The following is a 19,425-nucleotide window of genomic DNA, read 5'->3' on the forward strand; positions in this document are numbered from 1 at the left end:
GCGATGATGAGAATACGACTGATAACCACGACGCTGGCGCTGGTGCTGTTCAGCGCTCAGGCGCTGGCCCTGACCCTCAATGAAGCTCGCCAGCAGGGGCGGGTCGGCGAAACCCTCAACGGCTATCTTGAACCGCTGCGTCAGGATAAAGAAACCCTTGAGCTGGTGAAGCAGATCAACGCCGCCCGCAGCGACAGCTATCAGCAGCTGGCGGATGACAATAATCTACCGGTGGATCAGGTGGCGAAAATGGCCGGTCAGAAGCTGGTCGCCAGGGCGCAGCCGGGCGAGTACGTGAAGGGCCTTAACGGCAAATGGCTGAAAAAATAGCTATCGGCAGCGCTTGCGATACTCACCCGGCGAGACGCCGAAGCGCTGCTTAAAGGCGGTGGAAAAATGGCTATGATCGCTGAAGCCCCAGCTGTAGCCGATCCCCGCCAGCTTTTCGTCATCATGGGCGCTTTGCAGCGCGCGGGCGCACAAATCGAGCCGACGATTCTTGATATATTGCGCCACCACTAGCCCCTTTTCCGCAAACAGCCGGTAAAGACTGCGCACCGACATGCCGGTTTCGCTGGCCAGCCACTCCGGGCGCAGATGTTCCGCCTGAATCGACTCATCGATTAACGCCATGATTTTCTGAAACTGCTTATCGCGCCGGGACGGCTGGGCCTCCTGATGATGCAGCATCGGACGCAGCAGGCAGACGATGGCCTCCAGCGCCGCTTTGCTTTCGCTGGCCGAGAGTTCAGGGCTGTTCATGCTTTCATGCAGCAGGCGCTGGCTGAGCTGGACCATCGGCAGGCTTTTCGCCAGCCGGGTAGCGATGCTGATTTCACTGCCGCGCAGCTGCTGCTCCAGCAGCGATCTTGGCAGCAGCAGGGAGGCCTGGCGCGAGGTTTGCTGCCAGATAATCGAGCATGGACGAGATGCGTCAATCAGGGTGATATCGCCGCTCTCCAGCATCGCCTGACGGCCATCCTGCTCAATCGTCGCCTGGCCCGCGAGCTGGAAGACGGTATAAAACCAGGCGTCGTTATCGCGCTGGATCTCTTGTCGGGTACGGTAGAGATTAATGCTGCGGGCGGTCACCGTGCTGACTTTCAGGTCGCCCGCGTAGCTGGCGTCGATCTCACCGTGGAAATTATCATCCAGCGGACGGGCGGCGAACTGCCCGCAGACCTGATTGATTTTTGCTAACCAATGCTGGTAATTCTGCCCACGATTTACCGTACTCATCGCGCGTCCTTTGTAATGATAATGTTTTTGCATTGTTGCACTTATGATGCCGGAGGCAAGGGTCAAAGGCGGAGTATATGAAAGAACTATTACCTGGATCACAGTATTATTATAAAAAAATATTACGTAACACGTTTACTCTGTCACCGCAAATCCGTTATGAAATTTAACAGGGTAAAATAAAAGGAGACATGATTAGTGGAGAGGCAAAAAAGAAATAGTACGTTATAAACATTGAATAGAGGGCTGTGTCATCCCTCTATGATTAGAATGTTCAGGAGTGACACAGAATTACACACACCGATATATGGCAGTTGGCAAGTAAAATCAGAAGGGTAATTCCTTGGGCACTTTCTGAAAATAGGGGCTATATCCTGATGATATTACAATCGGGAATGCGATTAATTACATGTGCACCATGGTATACTCTTCATGTCTATCGGGTCACATTAAGGTTCGAAATATTCATTAGTGCCAATACAATACGGAGTTGTTATAGTATAGGCTCACGCAAAATGTGGGACCCTGTTATTCCATTTTGCATAGCATCTCCTGGCGCATCAAACCCAGATCTTGTCCATGATTTATTCCTCGCCACTGCATTTTTGCGTCTTGTCCAAAGTTGATCTAGCTGTTTCGCTTGACGCTCCTGCGGTTCGGGCCGCTGAGATGATTGTTTTACACCAAGGGGACTCAATGTGGATTTTTCCATAAAATTCTCCTGTCTGAATTTTTGCAGACGTTATCTGTTATTCATTAATGCTGAGTGGATATTAGCATTATCAGAAGAGAATTTATTTCAGCCTTTGTTTATCTTTGTAAATATATAAAATGCTTCTGAAATCCACTTTAGATAAAATACAGTCGAGGGAGATCCCAGTCTGGGGGATGTTATCCACAGTTGTCATTGCGCAATGATAAATAATCCTGGGGCTAACTACTATACCTGCAGCCGTTGTCGATATCATAATATATTCTGCAGGCCATTAATGAATCAGTGCAGGGATCAAATAATATTATTGTTCCTGCACAGTTCATCATGATAGCGATTATACTTTTACCATCCTGCTAGCGACCTCCGCAGAATGATAAAAGGAATTATATTTATGATTAATAATCAATGGGCTCGCGAATAATAGGGCAGGTCATGCAGTGACCGCCGCCGCGACCGCGGCCTAATTCGCTGCCAACAATGGTGATCACCTCAACACCGCTTTTCCGCAGTTGTGCATTAGTCTTGGTATTTCGGTCATAGGCCACGACAACACCAGGCTCAAGCGCAACCATATTCGCGCCGCTATCCCACTGCTGACGTTCCATGTCGTAGTCATTTCCGGCAGTTTCCACAACTCTTAATTGTTTGAGATTTAGCGCGTGGGCTACCGCGTCTACAAAATTATCTTCATCCCTGGTTAACCGTATTCCGTGCGGCGATCTTTCATCAGGTCGCAATGAAAACGTTTTGATTTGATTAACAATAGGTGGATAAAGCGTGACGAGGTCCCGGTCGCAGAAGGTAAAAACGGTATCAAGATGCATCGCGGCTCGAAGCTTTGGCATGGCGGCAATCATCACCCTCTCAATACCCGAATGCTGATCCGCAAAGAGCGCTTGCGCAAGCTGTGCTATCGCCTGGTAAGAGGTGCGCTCGCTCATGCCAATTAACACTGTTTTATTACCGATCGGCATGACGTCACCACCTTCAAGGGTAGCCGTACCGTGGTGGACCGTTGGATCGCCGTACCACACGTTAACCTTGCCAGCGAAATCAGGATGGAACTGGTAAACGGAAGCCGCAAGCACCGTCTCTTCATGACGGGCTGGCCAGTAGAGGGGATTAAGAGTAACGCCGCCATTGATCCAGCAGGTGGTATCGCGGGTGTAAAGCGCATTAGGTAAAGGAGGAAGTAGGTACTGACTCTGTGCAATAGCGGCATGGAGAAGTCTGCATTCTTCTTTATCGTATTTTCCACCTGAGACGTGTTGCAGTTCCAGCGTTGAAAGGCCGCCAAGTAGAGTCTGCGCGAGTTCGCGGGCGGAAATATTATCGAGAAAGTCTCGTGTTTCATCTATCAGACTCAAGGGGACTTCATCAGGTACCACTTGTAAATCCAGAATCCATTTTCGCGCCAGAGGATTTTTTACCGTTTCTTCCAGCAATTGATGGAACTCAACAACCTCAACCTCGCGCTCACGCATTTTATTCATAAAATCGAAGTGATCGCGTTTGGCGTTCGCTACCCACAGAACATCGTCAAACAACATACGGTCACAATTCCCCGGCGTAAGGCGTTCATGCGCCATTCCCGGTGAACACACCATGACTTTTTTTAATTTACCGACCTCTGAATAAACGCCAAAGGCGGGTGATATGTTTTTATTTTCAGTAAGCATAATATTTCCGTTTATTAAATTTGAATAAGTCCCGTTGCAATAGCATAGATACCGATGATGGCTCCTGACATCAGCATGGCAAACAGAAGACGCTCATGCCTGGTAAAAACTTTCGTCAAATTTTCTTTTCTCGCGAAATAGAAAAGAATAGTTCCCGGGCCGTAAATAATGGTAGAAAGTAAAAGATATTTCACGCCGCCAGCGTAAATCATCATCAGCGAATAAATCAGGGCAATGGTGGACAGTATCAGCCCCTTTCTTATCCCTGTTCCAGAGCCGGAGTAAGATTCCCCGGTTAACGCAAGCTTTAAAGCATATGCGCTGACGAGGAAATAAGGAATTAAGGTCAGCGAGCTGGTTAACTCCAGTGCCAGCTGGAAGGCGTAGTCGGTGAACAGCGTGATGATTAAAAAAACCTGAATAAATATGTTGGTCAGCCAGACAGCCTTATATGGAACCCGGTTAGCGTTCTCTTTAGCCAATATTTTTGGCATCAGTCCGGATTTTGCTGCGCTGTATAACACTTCTGCTGCCAGTAATGACCAGGAGAGATAGGCGCCTAAAACCGATATGACCAGGGCAATACTGATAAAAATCATCCCCGGACGACCCACAATTGTCTCCAGTACCCCTGCCATCGAAGGTTGACGAAGCGCGGCAAGCTCAGGTCGTAAAAGTACCCCATATGAGAGGAGAGTGACCAGACACAGAATGCACAGGACGCCGATAAAACCGAACACCGTGGCGGTACCGATATGGCTACGTTTTTTCGCCAGGCGGGAATACACGCTCGCCCCCTCTATCCCGAGAAAGACGAATACCGTCACCAGCATAGTATTGCGGACCTGCGAAAATAAGGACTCGTGCGCATTGTCAGGCGCGGCGATATAGTGCATAAGGTCATGGTACCCTTCAGAGAGGGTATGGGAGTGAATGTCCTTGATGTCGGATCCCCCCCAGAAGTTAACGGTGAAAATGTCAGCGTTGAACGCGAACATAAGAACGATAATAAAGACACCTATCGGAATAATTTTGGCCCAGGTGACCACCGTATTAATAATTGCAGCTTCTTTTACGCCCCTTAATACCAGAATATGGAAACACCACAGAACAACAGAGGCAGTGAGAATCGCGTATAAAGTATTGCCATCCCCAAAGATGGGTGAGAATGTGCCGAGGGTTGATTTTATCAGCACAAAATAAGATACGTTGCCGATACAGGTCCCCGCCCAAAAACCGAGCGCGGAAGTAAACCCAAGGTAATTCCCGAATCCTTCTTTAGCGTAAATAAATATACCCGAATCCAGATGCGGTTTTCTTGTGGCCAGAGTCTGAAAGACCAGGGCGAGGGTTAACATTCCCCCTCCAGCGATACACCACGCGATGATGGCACCAAGCCCGCCCGCTGCGCGCCCGAAAGTAGCGGGAAGTGAAAATATTCCTGCACCAATCATCGAACCGACCACCAACGCGGTCAGGGCAGGCAAAGACAACTTTGCATCTGATTTATTCATGATTGAAAATCTTGCTCGTATAAATTAATGATAAAACGCTTCTCGCAGCAGATTGTCTGCGTAAGTCCATACCGATAAAATGAGGTGGCATCCCGTCAGATGAAACATCATATAATGTTAAAGTCCGGTATAAATCAGCGTGAAAAAACGGATATTGACAGTGATGGCCAGCATCACCAGCATAGACAGAATAAACATTATGCCCATGCGCATAGACGCTATTTTTTTCTCATAGAAGTTGAGATCTTTATTTTTATGTATTTTTCTGCGTTGATAGATAAACATAATGCATAGCGAGATATAAAGTACGGGAGAAATAAGGTGAAGGTAGCCATAAGACCACAATAACAGTTCACTGGTGCCCATGGCGATAAGCCAGGCTATAATAAACAACATATCAAACCCTTTTATAAAATGTTTTTAATGAAATTTCGACTTTAAGTAGAAAAAAATGGAAAAAATGACATCTACGAAAATCCATAGGCCGCTTAGCAATGCGATATTTTTAATTGCACCTATCCAGAATGTCGTATCGTGACGCATTCGATGTTCAGTGAATGGGGATGAGGAACTAAAATATAGTGTGTAAATACTGATGGTTAGCATTAATACATTCACTATAATGAATGCGATAAATACAATGCTGTTGATGCTTTTTTTTCTCTTCGGTTTATTTTTCATAATGTTCACGCAATGGGTTTTCGCTTTATTAACCAGATATTAGTGATCTATATTAAACGGATATTAAACAAGGGAGGCTGGCTTTTTGATCAGAATCAATTTAACGAACATTAAAAAACCATAGAGAGTCGTTTAAGGATTGTTTAACTAGGCATGATATTGTGCCGTTATCTTACATGTAGTTCGCTTATTAAACTAACAAAGAGAGTTTTAGTCAGGTGGACGATATGTTGTCAATGATCCTGTCTGTGATTGTAGGATGTTGAATTGATATCAGTTAAAAATGCCTGCTCAGAACAATAGGGGGTGTTTATACGCTGAAATATAGGCATTGCCAATATTTTGATGAATTTCAATGGGCCAGCTATTTGCATGGTTATTTTAATATTTCATAATTGTTACGAGTGACAAGGTTAATGCGCCGGAATATCGTCATTGCTGTGATTTTTTTACTCACAATCGTCGGGTGTAGAGGATCTTCAATTGATGCCGATAATAATATGGAAAATAGTTTTTATGGACAAGAAATACCCCCCTCATACGGTATTGTTACTGGTGTAAACTATATAACTCTCCAAAACGATACGGGTTACAATACTGTAGGTACCGTTAGCGGCGGGGCTCTCGGTGGTATTACCGGATATACCCTTACTGGTCAGCGCCAGGTGATAGTGGGTGTTGCTGCCGCTGGCGTGTTGGCCGGGCAAGCAGTACAGAGACGGTTGGCTCGTAGCCAGCTTGTTGAGTTGTTTATCAGACCCACTGATGGACGTGATTTTGTTATTGTCCAGCCAACAAGAGGAACGCCTTTTTTCGTCGGACAGAAAGTCAAGGTCGCTTATCGACGAGGCAACATTGTCATTTTGCCCGGATAAATGAGTAGCGTATCAAGGTTAATATAACGGCAAGAGAGGATATCGTCATTGAATGCGTCCTCGGGTATCTCAATCAGGCCTGGCCAGCCGGCGTTTTTCAATAATGTTGCCTGTCCACCCATCGACTTAATTGCGGCGCCTGTCACAGCGGCAACAGCGAATGTCACAGAGAAAAAAGCGTGAATCGCGACCCCGGCATAAACTGAAACCACTATCCGTGAACAATAAGGAAGGGGTATGTCCACATCACAGGTCGCGCTACTCGCCAGCGTGCAGCAGTTTCTAGACAGACAGCATGGGTTGTATCTCGACGGTGCGCAGCAGGCGGCAGAGAGCGAAAAGCGTTTAACCGTCTGGGATCCGGCCACCGGTCAGGCTATCGCCAGCACCGCGGATGCTAACGCCGCGGATGTCGATCGGGCGGTGATGTCCGCCTGGCGTGCTTTCGTTTCCCGCAGCTGGGCAGGGCGGACGCCCGCCGACCGCGAACGGATCCTGCTGCGCTTCGCCGATTTGGTGGAGCAGCACGGCGAGGAGCTGGCGCAGCTGGAGACCCTGGAACAGGGAAAATCGATTAACATTTCCCGCGCCTTTGAAGTGGGCTGCACGCTGAACTGGATGCGCTATACCGCCGGGCTGACCACTAAAATCAGCGGCCGCACCCTCGACGTATCGATTCCCTTCCCACCGGGGGCGCGCTATCAGGCGTGGACCAAAAAAGAGCCGGTGGGCGTGGTGGCCGGGATCGTGCCGTGGAACTTCCCGCTGATGATCGGCATGTGGAAAGTGATGCCCGCGCTGGCGGCTGGCTGCTCAATCGTCATTAAGCCGTCGGAAACCACCCCGCTGACCCTGCTGCGGGTGGCGGAACTGGCAACCGAGGCCGGCGTGCCCGACGGCGTTTTTAACGTGGTGACCGGCAGCGGCGCCGGATGCGGCGCGGCGCTGACCTCGCATCCGCAGGTCGCCAAGGTGAGCTTTACCGGATCGACCGCTACCGGTAAACAGATTGCCCGCGTGGCCGCCGATCGCCTGACCCGGGTCACGCTAGAGCTGGGCGGCAAGAACCCGGCTATCGTGCTGAAAGATGCCGATCCGCAGTGGGTGATTGAGGGCTTAATGACCGGTAGCTTTCTGAATCAGGGGCAGGTATGCGCCGCCAGTTCGCGAATTTATATCGAAGCGCCGCTGTTCGATACGCTGGTGAGCGGCTTTGAGCAGGCGGTGAAGTCGCTACAGGTCGGACCCGGAATGCTCGAGAGCAGCCAGATTAACCCGGTGGTGTCGCAGGCGCACTGCGCGAAAGTGGCGGCTTATCTTGATGAAGCCTGTCAGCAGAAGGCAGAGCTGATTAGCGGTCACGTGGGGCCGGATGCGCAGGGCTACTATATTGCGCCAACGCTGGTGATTAATCCCGACGCCGGGCTGCGCCTTAGCCGGGAAGAGGTTTTCGGCCCGGTGGTGAACCTGGTGCGTGTGGCCGACGGCGAAGAGGCGCTGCGTCTGGCCAACGACAGCGATTTTGGCCTGACCGCCAGCGTCTGGACCCGCGATCTGAGTCAGGCGCTGAGCTATACCGATCGCCTGCAGGCGGGGACGGTGTGGGTCAACAGCCATACGCTGATCGACGCCAACCTGCCGTTCGGCGGCATGAAGCAGTCCGGCACCGGCCGCGATTTCGGCCCCGACTGGCTGGACGACTGGTGCGAAACAAAGTCGGTTTGCGTGCGCTACTAGCCGCCTGTTCCCCGGTGGGGGCTGGCGCCTCACCGGGGCTACACGCGCGTAACTTGCGGATTCTGTCGCCAGGCCTACGGCAAAATCCGCACCTCGATACCTCAAATCCGCCTCATCTCCGTATGCCCGGTTGCGCCTGCCGCCGGGCGCCTTTTTCCAGGAGTAAGCCGTCAGTCCAGCAAGGAAGGGTCGGCGTCGATCATCATCTGCTTCATCTCTGCAAAATGCTGGCGTGAAAAGTCGGCGATCCCCTCCCAGTCCTGCGCGGTTTTCTCCGCCACCGCATCGGAGAGCACTTTCAGCGGCTGCCCCGTTGACCACGCGGTCACTAGAATCTGACAGGCGCGCTCCAGAGTCCAGATATCATCGAAAGCCTCGCCAATCGACGGCGCTGTCACCAGTACGCCGTGGTTGCCCATCAGCAGCCGACGCTTGTCGGCCAGCAGCGACGCCAGACGCGCGCCTTCCGCCGTGGTGTCCGCCATGCCGCCGTATAACCTATCGACGGCTATCCGATTGAAATAGCGCGCCGTGTTCTGATCGATCGGCGGGATATGCGGTGTCTCGAGGCAAGCGATGCTGGTGGTATACACCGGATGCAGGTGCAGCACCACCCGCACCTCCGGCAGGCGCTGGTGGATTTGCCCGTGAATCGCCCACGCCGTGGCGTCGACGTCAGATCGCCGGGCGCAGGCTTCATCATCGGCGTCCAGCAGCAACAGGTCGCTGGCGCGGATGCGCGAAAAGTGTTTCCATTTCGGATTCAGCAGGAATTTTTTGCCGTCTGCCGAGATGGCCGCGCTAAAGTGGTTGGCCACCGCCTCGTGCATCCCGAGATGGGCGATGATACGAAAGGTCGCCGCCAGGTCGATGCGCGTCTGTTCTTCATAAGACCGGGCCATGTCGTTACTCCGCTTTTGGCATCAGGGTTTGCAGGTCCTCCGGCGTCGGCGCCTGGAAGTTATATTTTTTCAGCAGCGCGGCATATTCCGGCGTCGCGCTGTATTTCTTCAGTCCTTCCTCCAGCGCGGTTTTCACTTCGCTATTGCCTTTTTTCACCCCAAAGCCATTGAGCACCGGATAAATTAAGGTTTCGGAAGAGATCGTCACCCGATCGCCAAGCTTATCAATCACGCCGCGCGCCACCGCCGCATCGGTGATTTGCGCCTCAACCGCCCGCGACAGCAGCGCCTGGGTGGTTTGCGGGTCGGTGGTGTATTCGCTAAGCGCTATTGGCTTCAGGCCCTTTTTCACGCAGTAGTCGGCGGAGAGCTTTTGCAACTGCGCCAGCCAAGAGGTCGCGCCCATAGAGCCAATTTTATGACCGCAAAACTCTTCCGGCGTTTTCGGCTGATAGTCGCTGCCTTTCAGCGCGAGGATCGCTTCGCCGCTTTTCAGATAGGGCACCATATCGATAACCTTCAGACGCTCGGCGGTGATGTACATCGACGAGTTAGTAATATCGAAGCGTCCGCCCTGCAAACCAGGAATCAAATTCGGAAACCGGGTATCAATATTCACCGCCTCGCGGCCCATGGTTTTTGCCAGCCCGGCCAGAAACTCGATATCGAACCCGGCGGGCTTGTTGTTTTCCATATATTCATACGGGAAAAAGGTCATATCCGAACCGGCGGTAATTTTCCCCGGCTGCTGGAAGGCCAGGGCGCTAAAGGACGACAGGGCGCCAGCGGCGCAAAGGAGCAGGACAGCAGGGCGCAAAGCATTAATACGTTTCATAGAACCTCCAAAAAGTGGGCAAATTACATGCTGGCGCGATCGGTACCGGCCTGCTGGACAAAAAAGGATGCGCCGCGCGGTTTTTGCGGCAGACGTAAATGATTAACGGTACTACGCACCAGGCCGCTCTCTTCACCGGCAACCATCTGCCCGGCGTGAACGCTGGGCAGCGGATTTTCACCGAACGGCAGGGCATCTTCCGCCGCGTAGACGCTGATAAACAGCGTGCGCGGGAGATCGGTTTCATTAGGGCTGGAGGCGTGAAGCAGGCGGGTATGCATAAAGCACACCGAACCCGCCGGGCCGAAACAGGCCTGCGGATGCTGGCAGTGGGCTTCTTCTACCTGCGGGGCCACGGCGCCGGTAAAACGCTCGTTTTGCCAGTGGGACCACAGCGGTCCCTGGTGGCTTCCCGGGACCACGTTGAGCGGACCGTTTTCTGGCGTCACTTCGCTAACCATCAATAGGGCAGTGATAATGTCGTCGTTGCTGTGGGGAGTGAACAGAAAATCCTGATGCCATTTCACCTGCGTGGCGGTGTGCGGCAGTTTGGAGTTGATTTTGCTGTGATGAAAGCGGGTCCCGCTGCCGCCGATGAGCTGGCCGGCAATCGCCGCCATCCGCGAATTAAAGGCGGCGTGGCGGTAGGCGGCGGAAATCTCGGTGGGCGAACTGACCCGGCGCAGCGAGGGGTGGTTCGGCGCGTGATCGCTTTCGAGGTCGAAGCGCGGACGGCCGTCCAGGGTTTCTCCCCACGCCTCGCTATGCTGGCGGCTCTCTTCGACCCATGCGTCGAAATCGCTCTGCAGCAGAGCCACCTCCTCGGCGGAGAGCACCTCTTCAACAACCAGAAAACCCTGCTGATGAAACTGTTCGATTTGCCACTGCGCGATCATATTTTTCTCCTTTCAGGAACGGAAGCGTTAAGCCAAAGAGACATCTTTCAGGAAGGCGTCCACGCGCGGATGCTGGCCATCGCGCATTGCCTGAGGCGTGTCGTCGCAGACCACGCGTCCTTTTTCCATAAACACAATTCGATCGGAAACCTTAAAGGCGAAGTTCATCTCATGGGTGACGATCACCATGGTGATACCTTCATGGGCCAGCGATTCGATAACCTGCAGAACCTCGTTAACCTTTTCCGGATCCAGCGCCGAGGTGGGTTCATCGAACAGCATAATTTGCGGACGCATCATCAGAGCGCGGGCAATCGCCACCCGCTGCTGCTGGCCGCCCGAAAGCTGATGCGGATATTTCCACGCGTGTTCCAGCATCCCGACTTTATGCAGCAACTCGCAGGCGTGCTGCTTGAGCTCGCCTTCGCTGGCCAGATGGTGATAGCGCGGTGCCAGCAACAGGTTGCCGAGCACGGTCAGGTGGGGGAACAGGTTGAAGCTCTGGAAGACCATGCCGATATTCTGGCGATGCTCGCTGTTCTCCATAAAACGCGGCTTCTGCTGCCCCTGGCGCTCGAGGTGAATAAATGGCTGACCGTTAATTTTGATCTCGCCGTTATCGATCTGCTCAAGGCCGTTCAGCAGGCGGATCAGCGTGGTCTTACCGGAACCGGACGGGCCGATGACGGAGACGACTTCGCCGGGCTGAATTTGCAGGCTGACCGCGCCCAGCACTTCGACATTGTTATAGGCTTTATGCAATTTAGACGCCTGCAGCGCTGGCTCCTGCGCCACGCTGACGCTGCGGGCCATTGCCGGACGTCGCGCCGTGGCCAGCTTCTGCATTTCTTCATCCACCGGGCGCGTGGTTTTACGTTGCGTGACGTCGAGCCAGGTCTCGAGACGCTTAAGCAGAAAATCAAATACCGTGACGATCAGGATGTAGTAAAACGCCACCGCCGCCATGGTCTCCATGACGAGGAAATTCTGCGAATAGAGGCGCTGGCCGACCATTAAGATCTCGGTCAGGGAGATAACCGACACCAGCGAGCTGAGCTTGACGATGGCGATATACTCATTGGCCAGCGCCGGTAGGGCGACGCGAAGCGCCTGCGGGATCACCACGCGCCACTGGGTGCCGGCATAGCGCAGCCCGAGCGCGCGGGCGGCTTCGCTCTGTCCTTTCGGAATCGACAGCAGCCCGCCGCGATGAATTTCAGCAATATAGGCGGCTTCGCTCAGCACCATCGCCAGCAGCCCGGCCCAGAACGGGTCGTTCAGCACCGGCGCGAAGGAGGGCAGCGCCTGCGGCATGTTGTAGACAAAAATCAGCAGCACCAGCAGCGGCATGCTGCGAAACAGCCAGATATAGAGGCGGGCAGGCGCGTTAAACAGCTTGCGCGGCGACTGTTTGGCCAGCGCCAGAATGAATCCCAGCACAATGCTGAAAGCCCAGGTCAGCAAACTTAATTTGATGACGGTCCAGGTGGCCTGCCAGAAATCGACATCACTGAGCAGGCTTAACATATAGTTCCAGTTAAACGTCATGGGCTATTTCACTCGCCATAATTAACGGAAATTAAGGCGATTCCCCTGTTCTAAAATGGGGAGCCGCCGGCGTTCATCTTGCCCTGACACTATGCTGGCACTGTTCGACCGGTGGCAATTAGTAAATTTTTGGCCTTTAAGTTTAAAAAAACTATACAGCTATATTAACCTCAAGGAATTTAACGCAATTAATGAGAAACAGCATTGAAACAACTTAAAAACAATCACCGTTATTTTTAAACCTGATTTTTTGCAAAACGGTATTTTGTGCAATATTGGGGCATGTTGCGGGCAAATAAGGTGCAGGGTGATTCTTTATGGTGCAATACGCGAAATCAGGAAAATAAAGAGGGCGGGTAATTAAATAGAGGCGGCGGTTATTTGCCGACGATATAGAGCGCAAAGAGCATGGCACGATGCTTGCAGACTGCTTATCGTAAAACTAAGCCCGTTCGCAATAAGACAATATTTTATCAATGGTGACGCGATGAACCGATTTACCCTCAAACAGCTTAAGTATTTCGTGACGGTGGTGGAAACGGAGAGTATCGCCGAGGCTTCCCGCCAGCTACATATTGCCCAGCCGTCGATCTCCATTGCCATCAAAAACCTGGAAAGCACCTTCGACCAGCAGCTGTTTATTCGCCACCACGCGCAGGGCGTATCCCTGACCTCAAGCGGGCGGCGCTTCTACGATAAAGCCAAAGAGCTGCTGCGGCTATCGTATGAGTTTGAGCAGAACTCGCGGGCGGATAAAGAGCTGGTATCCGGGACCATTTCCGTCGGCTGCTTTGAATCCGTCGCGCCGCTGTATATGCCAAAACTGGTGGCGGGATTTAAAAAAATGTATCCCGAGATCACACTCCAGCTCTACGACGGTGAGCAACATGAGCTGATGCACGGCCTGCATCGCGGGCGTTTCGATCTGGCGCTGGTTTATGATCTTGAATTAGGGCATTCCATTCATAAAGAGCTGCTCAATGCCCCGCATAAACCCTATGCATTGCTGCCTGCATCTCATCCACTGGCGCAAAAAAAAAGCGTCACGCTGCAGGAGTTAAGTCGTGAGCCGATGATTTTGCTCGATGCGGTCCCCAGCAAAAACTATTTTGTCTCAATATTTAAAGAGAAAGGTTATCACCCGGAAGTGGCCTATAGTTCGCCCTCAATTGAAATGGTGCGCTGTATGGTCGGTCAGGGATTAGGCTTTTCGGTACTGGTTACCCGTCCGCTATGCGATACGACCTATGACGGTGAAAAGCTGGTGCAGTTGGATATTGCCGACGAGATGCCCGCATCGACATTAATTATGGCGCACCTTGCCAATAATGAACCCACGCGCCCGACGCAGCTTTTTATGGATTATTGTCGCAGCATGGAATTAACGCCGCATCAGCACGCGTAATGTAATTAACGCGGCCGCAAGCGTTATTTTCCCGCTGCGTTATCCAGCCTCGTAAATTTCTATTCAGACGATCGTTTTATAATAATTTACCATTTCATCACACTTACTTAACCTGAGTTCTGTCAATTCCGGCGGTTAAGCCGGACAACCGTGCTTGAAGGACACAGACATGACAGAGCAGATTACAGAGATCGATACCCTGGTGGTGGGCGCGGGGCAGGCGGGCGTCGCGATGAGCGAGCATCTGACGCATCACGGCATTCCGCATCTGGTGCTGGAAAAAAAGCGCATCGCTGAGGCCTGGCGCAGCGGCCGCTGGGATTCGCTGGTGGCCAACGGCCCGGCCTGGCACGATCGGTTTCCCGGCATGACCTTTCCCGACTGCGACGCCGACAGCTTTGTCGCCAAAGAGCAGATTGCCGACTACTTCGCCGCGTATGCAAAATCCTTTAGTGCGCCGATCAAGACCGGCGTTGAGGTCTTTAGCGCAGAGCGCTTAAACGGCCGTCCGGGGTTTCGCGTGGAAACGTCACTGGGCGTGATTGAGGCGCAGCGTATTGTCGCCGCCACCGGGCCCTTCCAGCGCCCGGTGATACCGGCCATCGCGCCGCAGGATAGCGTAGTTGAGCAAATACATTCCGCGCACTATTTCAACCCGCAGCAGCTTGCGGAAGGCGGCGTGCTGGTGGTTGGCGCGGGATCGTCCGGCGTACAAATCGCCGAAGAACTCCGCCGGGCGGGGCGTGCGGTGTGGCTCTCCGTCGGCGCGCACGATCGCCCGCCGCGCCGCTACCGCCAGCGCGATTTTTGCTGGTGGCTGGGGGTATTAGGACTGTGGGATGCGGCGGCCAATCAGCCCGGTAAAGAACACGTGACGATTGCGGTCAGCGGCGCGCGCGGCGGTCATACCGTTGACTTTCGCCAACTGGCGCACCAGGGGATTACCCTGGTCGGGCAGACGCACGGCTTTACCGAGGGCAAAGCCGTATTCCGTGCCGATCTGGCGGACAACATTCGTCTCGGCGACGCCTCTTATCTGGCGCTGCTCGACGCTGCGGATGAGTATATCGCTCGCAACGGGCTGTCGCTGCCGGAAGAGCCGGAAGCGCGCTTCTTCCTGCCCGACCCCGATTGCCTGACCCAGCCGCTCGCCGAACTCGACCTGGAAAAGGCGGGCGTGCGCAGCATTATCTGGGCCACCGGCTATACCACCGATTACCGATGGCTGAAGGTCAACGCCTTTAATGAACAGCAGCGCCCGCAGCACCATCGCGGCGTTTCCAGCGAACCGGGTGTCTATTTCCTTGGCCTGCCCTGGCTCTCCCGCCGTGGTTCAACCTTTATCTGGGGCGTCTGGCACGATGCGAAATACATCGCCGATCAGATTGCCATTCAGCGCCAGTATCAACACTACCAACCTTCCTGCTAACGCCTGATTTGAGGACGCAACCTATGCCTACCCATACCCGTATTCGGATGTTTAACACCAAAGAGACCTATCCCAATCAGACGCTCAATAACGATCTGTGCCAGGCGGTGCGCGCGGGAAATACCGTGTACGTTCGCGGCCAGGTGGGTACCGATTTTGACGGCAATTTGATCGGCCTGGGCGACCCGCGCGCCCAGGCGGAACAGGCGATGAAGAACGTTAAACAGCTGCTGGAAGAGGCTGGCAGCGATCTGACGCATATCGTGAAAACGACGACCTATCTGATCGACCCGCGCTACCGCGAACCGGTGTACCAGGAGGTGGGGAAATGGCTCAAAGGCGTGTTTCCCATTTCGACCGGCGTGGTGGTGTCGGCCCTCGCGCAGCCGCAGTGGCTGATGGAAATTGACGTCACGGCGGTGATCCCTGACGACTGGCATGCGCAGGAGGCACCATGACCCTTTCGATTTCCGCCCTGTGCCCGGAGTCGGGTCAACTGGGCATTGCGATTAGCTCATCCAGCATTGCCGTCGGCGCCCGCTGCCCGTGGCTGCTGGCAGGTGTTGGCGCGGTATCCAGCCAGAACATTACGCTGCCCGCGCTCGGACCGCAGATTCTTGCCGGGCTTGAGGCGGGGCTCACGCCGCAGCAGGCCCTGAAGCAGGCGCTGGGCGAAGACCGGTTTAGCGATTATCGCCAGGTGGCGGTCATCGACGCCAGCGGCGAGAGCGCAGTGTTCAGCGGTGAACATACGCTCGGCATCTGGCAGCTGGCGCAGGGCGAGAACTGCGTGGCGGCGGGGAATATGCTGGCCAACCCGCAGGTGATTACCGCCATGACGGCGGCGTTCGAAGCCGCCACCGGCGAACTGGCCAGCCGCCTGATTGCGGCTCTGCAGGCGGGTATCGATGCGGGCGGGGAAGCCGGGCCGGAGCACTCGGCGGCGCTTAAAGTCGTGGAGGATTACGCCTGGCCGGTGGTGGATTTACGCGTCGACTGGGCGGAAGAACGTCCGGTAGCAGCGCTGGAAGCGCTGTGGCTGGCCTACGAGCCGCAGATGGAAGCGTATATCACCCGTGCGCTTGACCCGCGCGAAGCGCCGACCTACGGGGTGCCGGGCGATGAATAACCGCGTGCGTGAGATCCTCGGCGCGCTGCTTGCGTTTGATACCACCAGCCGCGAGTCGAATCTGGCGCTGATTGCCTGGATCGGCGACTTTCTGCGCGCGCGCGGCGTAACGTCGCAGCTGTTTTATGACGACGAAGGGCGCAAGGCAAACCTCTATGCCCGCCTTGGGCCAACCGGCCCCGGCGGGGTGATGCTCTCCGGCCATACCGACGTGGTGCCGGTAGATGGTCAGGCGTGGACGGTGCCGCCGTTCGCCCTTACCGAACGCGACGGGCGCTACTACGGTCGCGGCAGCGCGGATATGAAAGGATTTATCGCCTGCGTGCTGGCGTCGCTGGAGGCGTTTCTGGCCGCGCCGCTGCGGATGCCGCTGCATCTGGCATTCTCTTATGATGAGGAAGTCGGCTGTCTGGGCGTGCGCAGCCTGGTGGATTTTCTCCGCGCCTCCGCCGAGAAACCGGCGCTGTGTATTATCGGCGAGCCGACCGACATGCGCCCGGTCTATGGTCATAAAGGCAAGCTCGCGGTGCGCTGTCGCGTGGAAGGCCACGCCTGCCATTCGGCCTACGCCCCGCAAGGGGTTAACGCGATTAGCTATGCGGCGAAGCTGATTTACCAGCTGGATGGGCTGGGCGAAAGCTTTTCACGGCAGCAGGACCACCGGTTCTCGCCGCCGTCAGGCACGCTGCAGGTAGGGACGATCCACGGCGGCGCGGCGCTGAATATCGTTCCGCAATCCTGCTGGTTCGACTTTGAAATTCGCTATTTACCCGGCACGTGCCCGCAGGCCGTGACCGACGCCCTGGGCGATTATGCCCGCGAGCAGCTGCTTCCGGCGATGCGCAAGGTGGCGCAGCGCAGCGACATTCATTTCCAGACGCTGAGCCACTATCCGGGGCTGCTGAGCGACCCGCAGTCAGAGTTCGCCCGTTGGCTGGCGCAGTGGTGCGGCTGCGATGATTTCACCACCGTCGCCTACGGTACCGAAGGCGGCCTGTTTGACGAGGCAGGCGTCGCGACGCTGATCTGCGGGCCGGGCAGCATGGCGCAGGGCCACAAAGCGGACGAATATATCAGCATCCCCCAGACCGAACGCTGTATGGCGATGCTGGAAAACCTTTGCGCCTGGATGCGCGCCGATCCCTCCGATTCTCTTCACTGATTTATCAACACAGGATGGCGACTATGCAAAACCCGAACTCCCCGCTCATAGATCAACAGACCGTCGACCGCTGGCAGGCCGACGGCGTCGTACTGCTTAAAGGCGTGTTCACGCCGTGGATCGAGAGCCTGTCGCGCGGCGTCGCCGCGCTGATGGAGAACCCCAGCGAATATGGTCATGCGCGAACGGTGATCCCTGAGGACGGTTCGGCACCGTTCTTTCAGGACTATTGCAACTGGCAACGAATCCCGGAATTTCGCGATTTTGTTTTTCAGTCGCCGGCGGCGGAGATCGCCGCGGCGCTGATGGGGTCGCAGACGGCGAAGTTTTTCCACGAGCACACGCTGGTGAAACAGCCCGGCGGCAGTACGGTAACGCCATGGCACCACGATCAGCCCTATTACTGCGTGGAGGGGCGGCAGAATGTCAGCCTGTGGATCCCGCTCGATCCGGTAGCGGAGGCGATTTCGCTGCGCTGTATTCGCGGTTCCCATCGCTGGGACGAGGAGTTCAGCCCAACGCGGTTTAACGGTTCAAAGCTCTATTCCCACTCGCGTTTTAAAGAGCTGCCGGATATCGATGCCCATCAGGAGGATTACGATATTGTCAGCTGGGCGTTGGAGCCGGGCGATGCGGTCGCTTTCCATTTCCGCACGCTGCACGGCGCCAGGGGCAATTCAAGCGCCCGCGCGCGGCGGGTATTTTCTGCCCGTTGGGTCGGGGATGATGCGACATTCGCCGACCGCGGCGGCGTGACCTCGCCGCCGTTTCCGGGGCTTAAGCTGCGCGACGGCGAGCCCCTAATCGCCGATGAGTTTCCGCAGGTCTGGCCGCGGTAGCGGCGGCAGGGCGGGCGAGGACCCGCCCATCTTGCGACTAAATGGTTTACTCCCCTGACGGAGGGGATTGAAGCTTCTTGATATTTGTTTATGCACTTTGTCAGTCCCCATGCGTCACCTCTTTTATCTATTTTGAGATTATATCAGTAACATTCAATACCGCTGGCAGGGCGGTACTGTTGCTTCCGCGTTGGTCGCCGCTATGTATTTATGCAGTTTATGACGTCAGCCGATAGTGCGACTGCACCAGACCCGAAGGGAAGCTGCGGCTTGATAACAGCGTCAAATCGATATCCCTTGTCAGGGAACCGAACAGCGGTTTTCCCGCACCGAGCAGGACAGGAACGGTAGTGATAATCATATCGGCGACCAGACCTTCGCGCAGGAACGACTGTATTACCAGCCCGCCATCCAGATAGACGCGATGCGCGTTTTGCAACGCCAGGTCAGCAAGCACTTCCCCTGGCGTGCGGCTTGAGAGCTGCACTTTGCCCTTCAGCGCCTCGGGAATGGCGATATCGGATAGCTGTCGGGAGAGAACCAGCACGGGTCGATCGTAAGGCCATTGGTCAAAAGTCAGCGCCTTCTCATAGCTCCCTCGGCCCATAACGATCCAATCTTTGTCCGCGATGAATGCGGCATAGCCATGATCTTCTGTCGGGTCATCGCGCTGCAACAGCCAGTCGATATCGCCATCCTGTCGGGCGATATAACCATCAAGACTGACCGCGATAAAAACATGTGTAGTGACCATCAAGAGCTCCGTATTCAGCGTGTATTTATGCCGTTGGTTTTAAGGATGGACTTACTTCCTGCGAAAGGACATAAAATACCCCCTCA

Annotated in this window: 18 protein-coding genes; 9 read left to right on the forward strand and 9 right to left on the reverse strand. The window is 54.6% G+C overall.

The annotated features are described in order from the left end of the window. Positions 1-6 precede the first annotated feature (6 nt). Positions 7-330, forward strand: coding sequence for a YdbL family probable chaperone protein (locus IYV58_RS12225; RefSeq protein ID WP_004121062.1), 324 nt, complete (start codon positions 7-9; stop codon positions 328-330). On the opposite strand, the gene feaR is transcribed toward IYV58_RS12225, so the two are convergent. The 4 genes from feaR to IYV58_RS12245 all read right to left on the reverse strand — a co-directional run bounded on the left by feaR (position 331) and on the right by IYV58_RS12245 (position 5,543). Then, the gene (feaR, locus tag IYV58_RS12230) at positions 331-1,239 is read right to left on the reverse strand and encodes a transcriptional regulator FeaR (protein ID WP_087829540.1); all 909 of its coding nucleotides are present in this window, start codon (positions 1,237-1,239) and stop codon (positions 331-333) included. A 1,110-nt stretch (positions 1,240-2,349) separates the two neighbouring features. Then, on the reverse strand, positions 2,350-3,633 hold the full coding sequence (locus tag IYV58_RS12235) for an arginine deiminase (protein ID WP_087829537.1): 1,284 nt from the start codon (positions 3,631-3,633) through the stop codon (positions 2,350-2,352). Between the two features lie 14 nt (positions 3,634-3,647). Continuing rightward, on the reverse strand, positions 3,648-5,147 hold the full coding sequence (locus tag IYV58_RS12240) for an amino acid permease (RefSeq protein ID WP_087829534.1): 1,500 nt from the start codon (positions 5,145-5,147) through the stop codon (positions 3,648-3,650). Positions 5,148-5,264: 117 nt separating this feature from the next. Next, positions 5,265-5,543: a hypothetical protein gene (locus tag IYV58_RS12245; protein WP_087829532.1), complete on the reverse strand. Its 279-nt coding sequence runs from the start codon at positions 5,541-5,543 to the stop codon at positions 5,265-5,267. A 701-nt stretch (positions 5,544-6,244) separates the two neighbouring features. On the opposite strand from IYV58_RS12245, the gene IYV58_RS12250 reads away from it, so the two are divergent. Together IYV58_RS12250 and IYV58_RS12255 are read left to right on the forward strand one after the other, a co-directional pair. Beyond that, entirely contained in the window at positions 6,245-6,703 is a 459-nt protein-coding gene (locus IYV58_RS12250; protein WP_087829529.1) for an outer membrane lipoprotein, read from the forward strand. A 237-nt stretch (positions 6,704-6,940) separates the two neighbouring features. Continuing rightward, positions 6,941-8,440, forward strand: coding sequence for an aldehyde dehydrogenase family protein (locus tag IYV58_RS12255; RefSeq protein WP_195729643.1), 1,500 nt, complete (start codon positions 6,941-6,943; stop codon positions 8,438-8,440). A gap of 170 nt (positions 8,441-8,610) precedes the next feature. Here IYV58_RS12255 and IYV58_RS12260 read toward each other — a convergent pair whose 3' ends face one another. From IYV58_RS12260 to IYV58_RS12275, 4 genes are read right to left on the reverse strand one after another with little or no spacing between them, the layout of a single operon-like run. Then, positions 8,611-9,342 (reverse strand): class II aldolase and adducin N-terminal domain-containing protein, encoded by a 732-nt coding sequence (locus IYV58_RS12260; RefSeq protein WP_049080210.1) that lies wholly within the window; start codon positions 9,340-9,342, stop codon positions 8,611-8,613. 4 nt (positions 9,343-9,346) lie between these two features. Continuing rightward, on the reverse strand, positions 9,347-10,177 hold the full coding sequence (locus IYV58_RS12265) for an ABC transporter substrate-binding protein (protein ID WP_004121052.1): 831 nt from the start codon (positions 10,175-10,177) through the stop codon (positions 9,347-9,349). Positions 10,178-10,200: 23 nt separating this feature from the next. Then, complete coding sequence (locus IYV58_RS12270; protein ID WP_195729644.1) at positions 10,201-11,073, reverse strand: phytanoyl-CoA dioxygenase family protein; 873 nt, start codon at positions 11,071-11,073, stop codon at positions 10,201-10,203. A 27-nt stretch (positions 11,074-11,100) separates the two neighbouring features. Further along, positions 11,101-12,621 carry an amino acid ABC transporter permease/ATP-binding protein gene (locus IYV58_RS12275; protein ID WP_004121048.1) on the reverse strand — a complete coding sequence of 507 codons (1,521 nt, stop codon included), beginning with the start codon at positions 12,619-12,621 and terminating at the stop codon, positions 11,101-11,103. A 487-nt stretch (positions 12,622-13,108) separates the two neighbouring features. Between IYV58_RS12275 and IYV58_RS12280 the strand changes: the two genes are divergently transcribed. From IYV58_RS12280 to IYV58_RS12305, 6 genes are all read left to right on the forward strand, one after another. Then, complete coding sequence (locus IYV58_RS12280; protein ID WP_004121046.1) at positions 13,109-14,026, forward strand: LysR family transcriptional regulator; 918 nt, start codon at positions 13,109-13,111, stop codon at positions 14,024-14,026. A 169-nt stretch (positions 14,027-14,195) separates the two neighbouring features. After that, positions 14,196-15,455: a flavin-containing monooxygenase gene (locus tag IYV58_RS12285; RefSeq protein WP_004121044.1), complete on the forward strand. Its 1,260-nt coding sequence runs from the start codon at positions 14,196-14,198 to the stop codon at positions 15,453-15,455. Positions 15,456-15,478: 23 nt separating this feature from the next. Then, the gene (locus IYV58_RS12290; protein WP_004139129.1) at positions 15,479-15,913 is read left to right on the forward strand and encodes a RidA family protein; all 435 of its coding nucleotides are present in this window, start codon (positions 15,479-15,481) and stop codon (positions 15,911-15,913) included. Then, on the forward strand, positions 15,910-16,584 hold the full coding sequence (locus IYV58_RS12295; RefSeq protein WP_049114498.1) for a DUF1028 domain-containing protein: 675 nt from the start codon (positions 15,910-15,912) through the stop codon (positions 16,582-16,584). Before IYV58_RS12290 ends, IYV58_RS12295 begins: the two co-directional genes overlap by 4 nt. After that, positions 16,577-17,746, forward strand: a complete 1,170-nt coding sequence (gene argE, locus IYV58_RS12300) for an acetylornithine deacetylase (RefSeq protein WP_142446477.1) — start codon at positions 16,577-16,579, stop codon at positions 17,744-17,746. The genes IYV58_RS12295 and argE overlap by 8 nt, the downstream gene beginning before the upstream one ends. Before the next feature lie 23 nt (positions 17,747-17,769). After that, positions 17,770-18,585, forward strand: coding sequence for a phytanoyl-CoA dioxygenase family protein (locus IYV58_RS12305; protein ID WP_049114496.1), 816 nt, complete (start codon positions 17,770-17,772; stop codon positions 18,583-18,585). A 217-nt stretch (positions 18,586-18,802) separates the two neighbouring features. Here IYV58_RS12305 and IYV58_RS12310 read toward each other — a convergent pair whose 3' ends face one another. After that, positions 18,803-19,339 (reverse strand): dihydrofolate reductase family protein, encoded by a 537-nt coding sequence (locus IYV58_RS12310; protein WP_004121034.1) that lies wholly within the window; start codon positions 19,337-19,339, stop codon positions 18,803-18,805. Positions 19,340-19,425 lie beyond the last annotated feature (86 nt).

This window comes from Klebsiella sp. BDA134-6, from assembly GCF_015601345.1.
Classification (GTDB): domain Bacteria; phylum Pseudomonadota; class Gammaproteobacteria; order Enterobacterales; family Enterobacteriaceae; genus Klebsiella; species Klebsiella grimontii.

Coding starts and splice junctions, on each gene's coding strand:
- IYV58_RS12280 (WP_004121046.1), top strand. CDS start 13,109: ATGAACCGATTTACCCTCAAACAGCTTAAGTATTTCGTGACGGTGGTG.
- IYV58_RS12285 (WP_004121044.1), top strand. CDS start 14,196: ATGACAGAGCAGATTACAGAGATCGATACCCTGGTGGTGGGCGCGGGG.
- IYV58_RS12240 (WP_087829534.1), bottom strand. CDS start 5,147: ATGAATAAATCAGATGCAAAGTTGTCTTTGCCTGCCCTGACCGCGTTG.
- IYV58_RS12275 (WP_004121048.1), bottom strand. CDS start 12,621: ATGACGTTTAACTGGAACTATATGTTAAGCCTGCTCAGTGATGTCGAT.
- IYV58_RS12255 (WP_195729643.1), top strand. CDS start 6,941: ATGTCCACATCACAGGTCGCGCTACTCGCCAGCGTGCAGCAGTTTCTA.
- IYV58_RS12250 (WP_087829529.1), top strand. CDS start 6,245: ATGCGCCGGAATATCGTCATTGCTGTGATTTTTTTACTCACAATCGTC.
- IYV58_RS12225 (WP_004121062.1), top strand. CDS start 7: ATGAGAATACGACTGATAACCACGACGCTGGCGCTGGTGCTGTTCAGC.
- IYV58_RS12265 (WP_004121052.1), bottom strand. CDS start 10,177: ATGAAACGTATTAATGCTTTGCGCCCTGCTGTCCTGCTCCTTTGCGCC.
- IYV58_RS12305 (WP_049114496.1), top strand. CDS start 17,770: ATGCAAAACCCGAACTCCCCGCTCATAGATCAACAGACCGTCGACCGC.
- IYV58_RS12290 (WP_004139129.1), top strand. CDS start 15,479: ATGCCTACCCATACCCGTATTCGGATGTTTAACACCAAAGAGACCTAT.
- argE (WP_142446477.1), top strand. CDS start 16,577: ATGAATAACCGCGTGCGTGAGATCCTCGGCGCGCTGCTTGCGTTTGAT.
- IYV58_RS12245 (WP_087829532.1), bottom strand. CDS start 5,543: ATGTTGTTTATTATAGCCTGGCTTATCGCCATGGGCACCAGTGAACTG.
- IYV58_RS12310 (WP_004121034.1), bottom strand. CDS start 19,339: ATGGTCACTACACATGTTTTTATCGCGGTCAGTCTTGATGGTTATATC.
- IYV58_RS12260 (WP_049080210.1), bottom strand. CDS start 9,342: ATGGCCCGGTCTTATGAAGAACAGACGCGCATCGACCTGGCGGCGACC.
- IYV58_RS12270 (WP_195729644.1), bottom strand. CDS start 11,073: ATGATCGCGCAGTGGCAAATCGAACAGTTTCATCAGCAGGGTTTTCTG.
- IYV58_RS12235 (WP_087829537.1), bottom strand. CDS start 3,633: ATGCTTACTGAAAATAAAAACATATCACCCGCCTTTGGCGTTTATTCA.
- feaR (WP_087829540.1), bottom strand. CDS start 1,239: ATGAGTACGGTAAATCGTGGGCAGAATTACCAGCATTGGTTAGCAAAA.
- IYV58_RS12295 (WP_049114498.1), top strand. CDS start 15,910: ATGACCCTTTCGATTTCCGCCCTGTGCCCGGAGTCGGGTCAACTGGGC.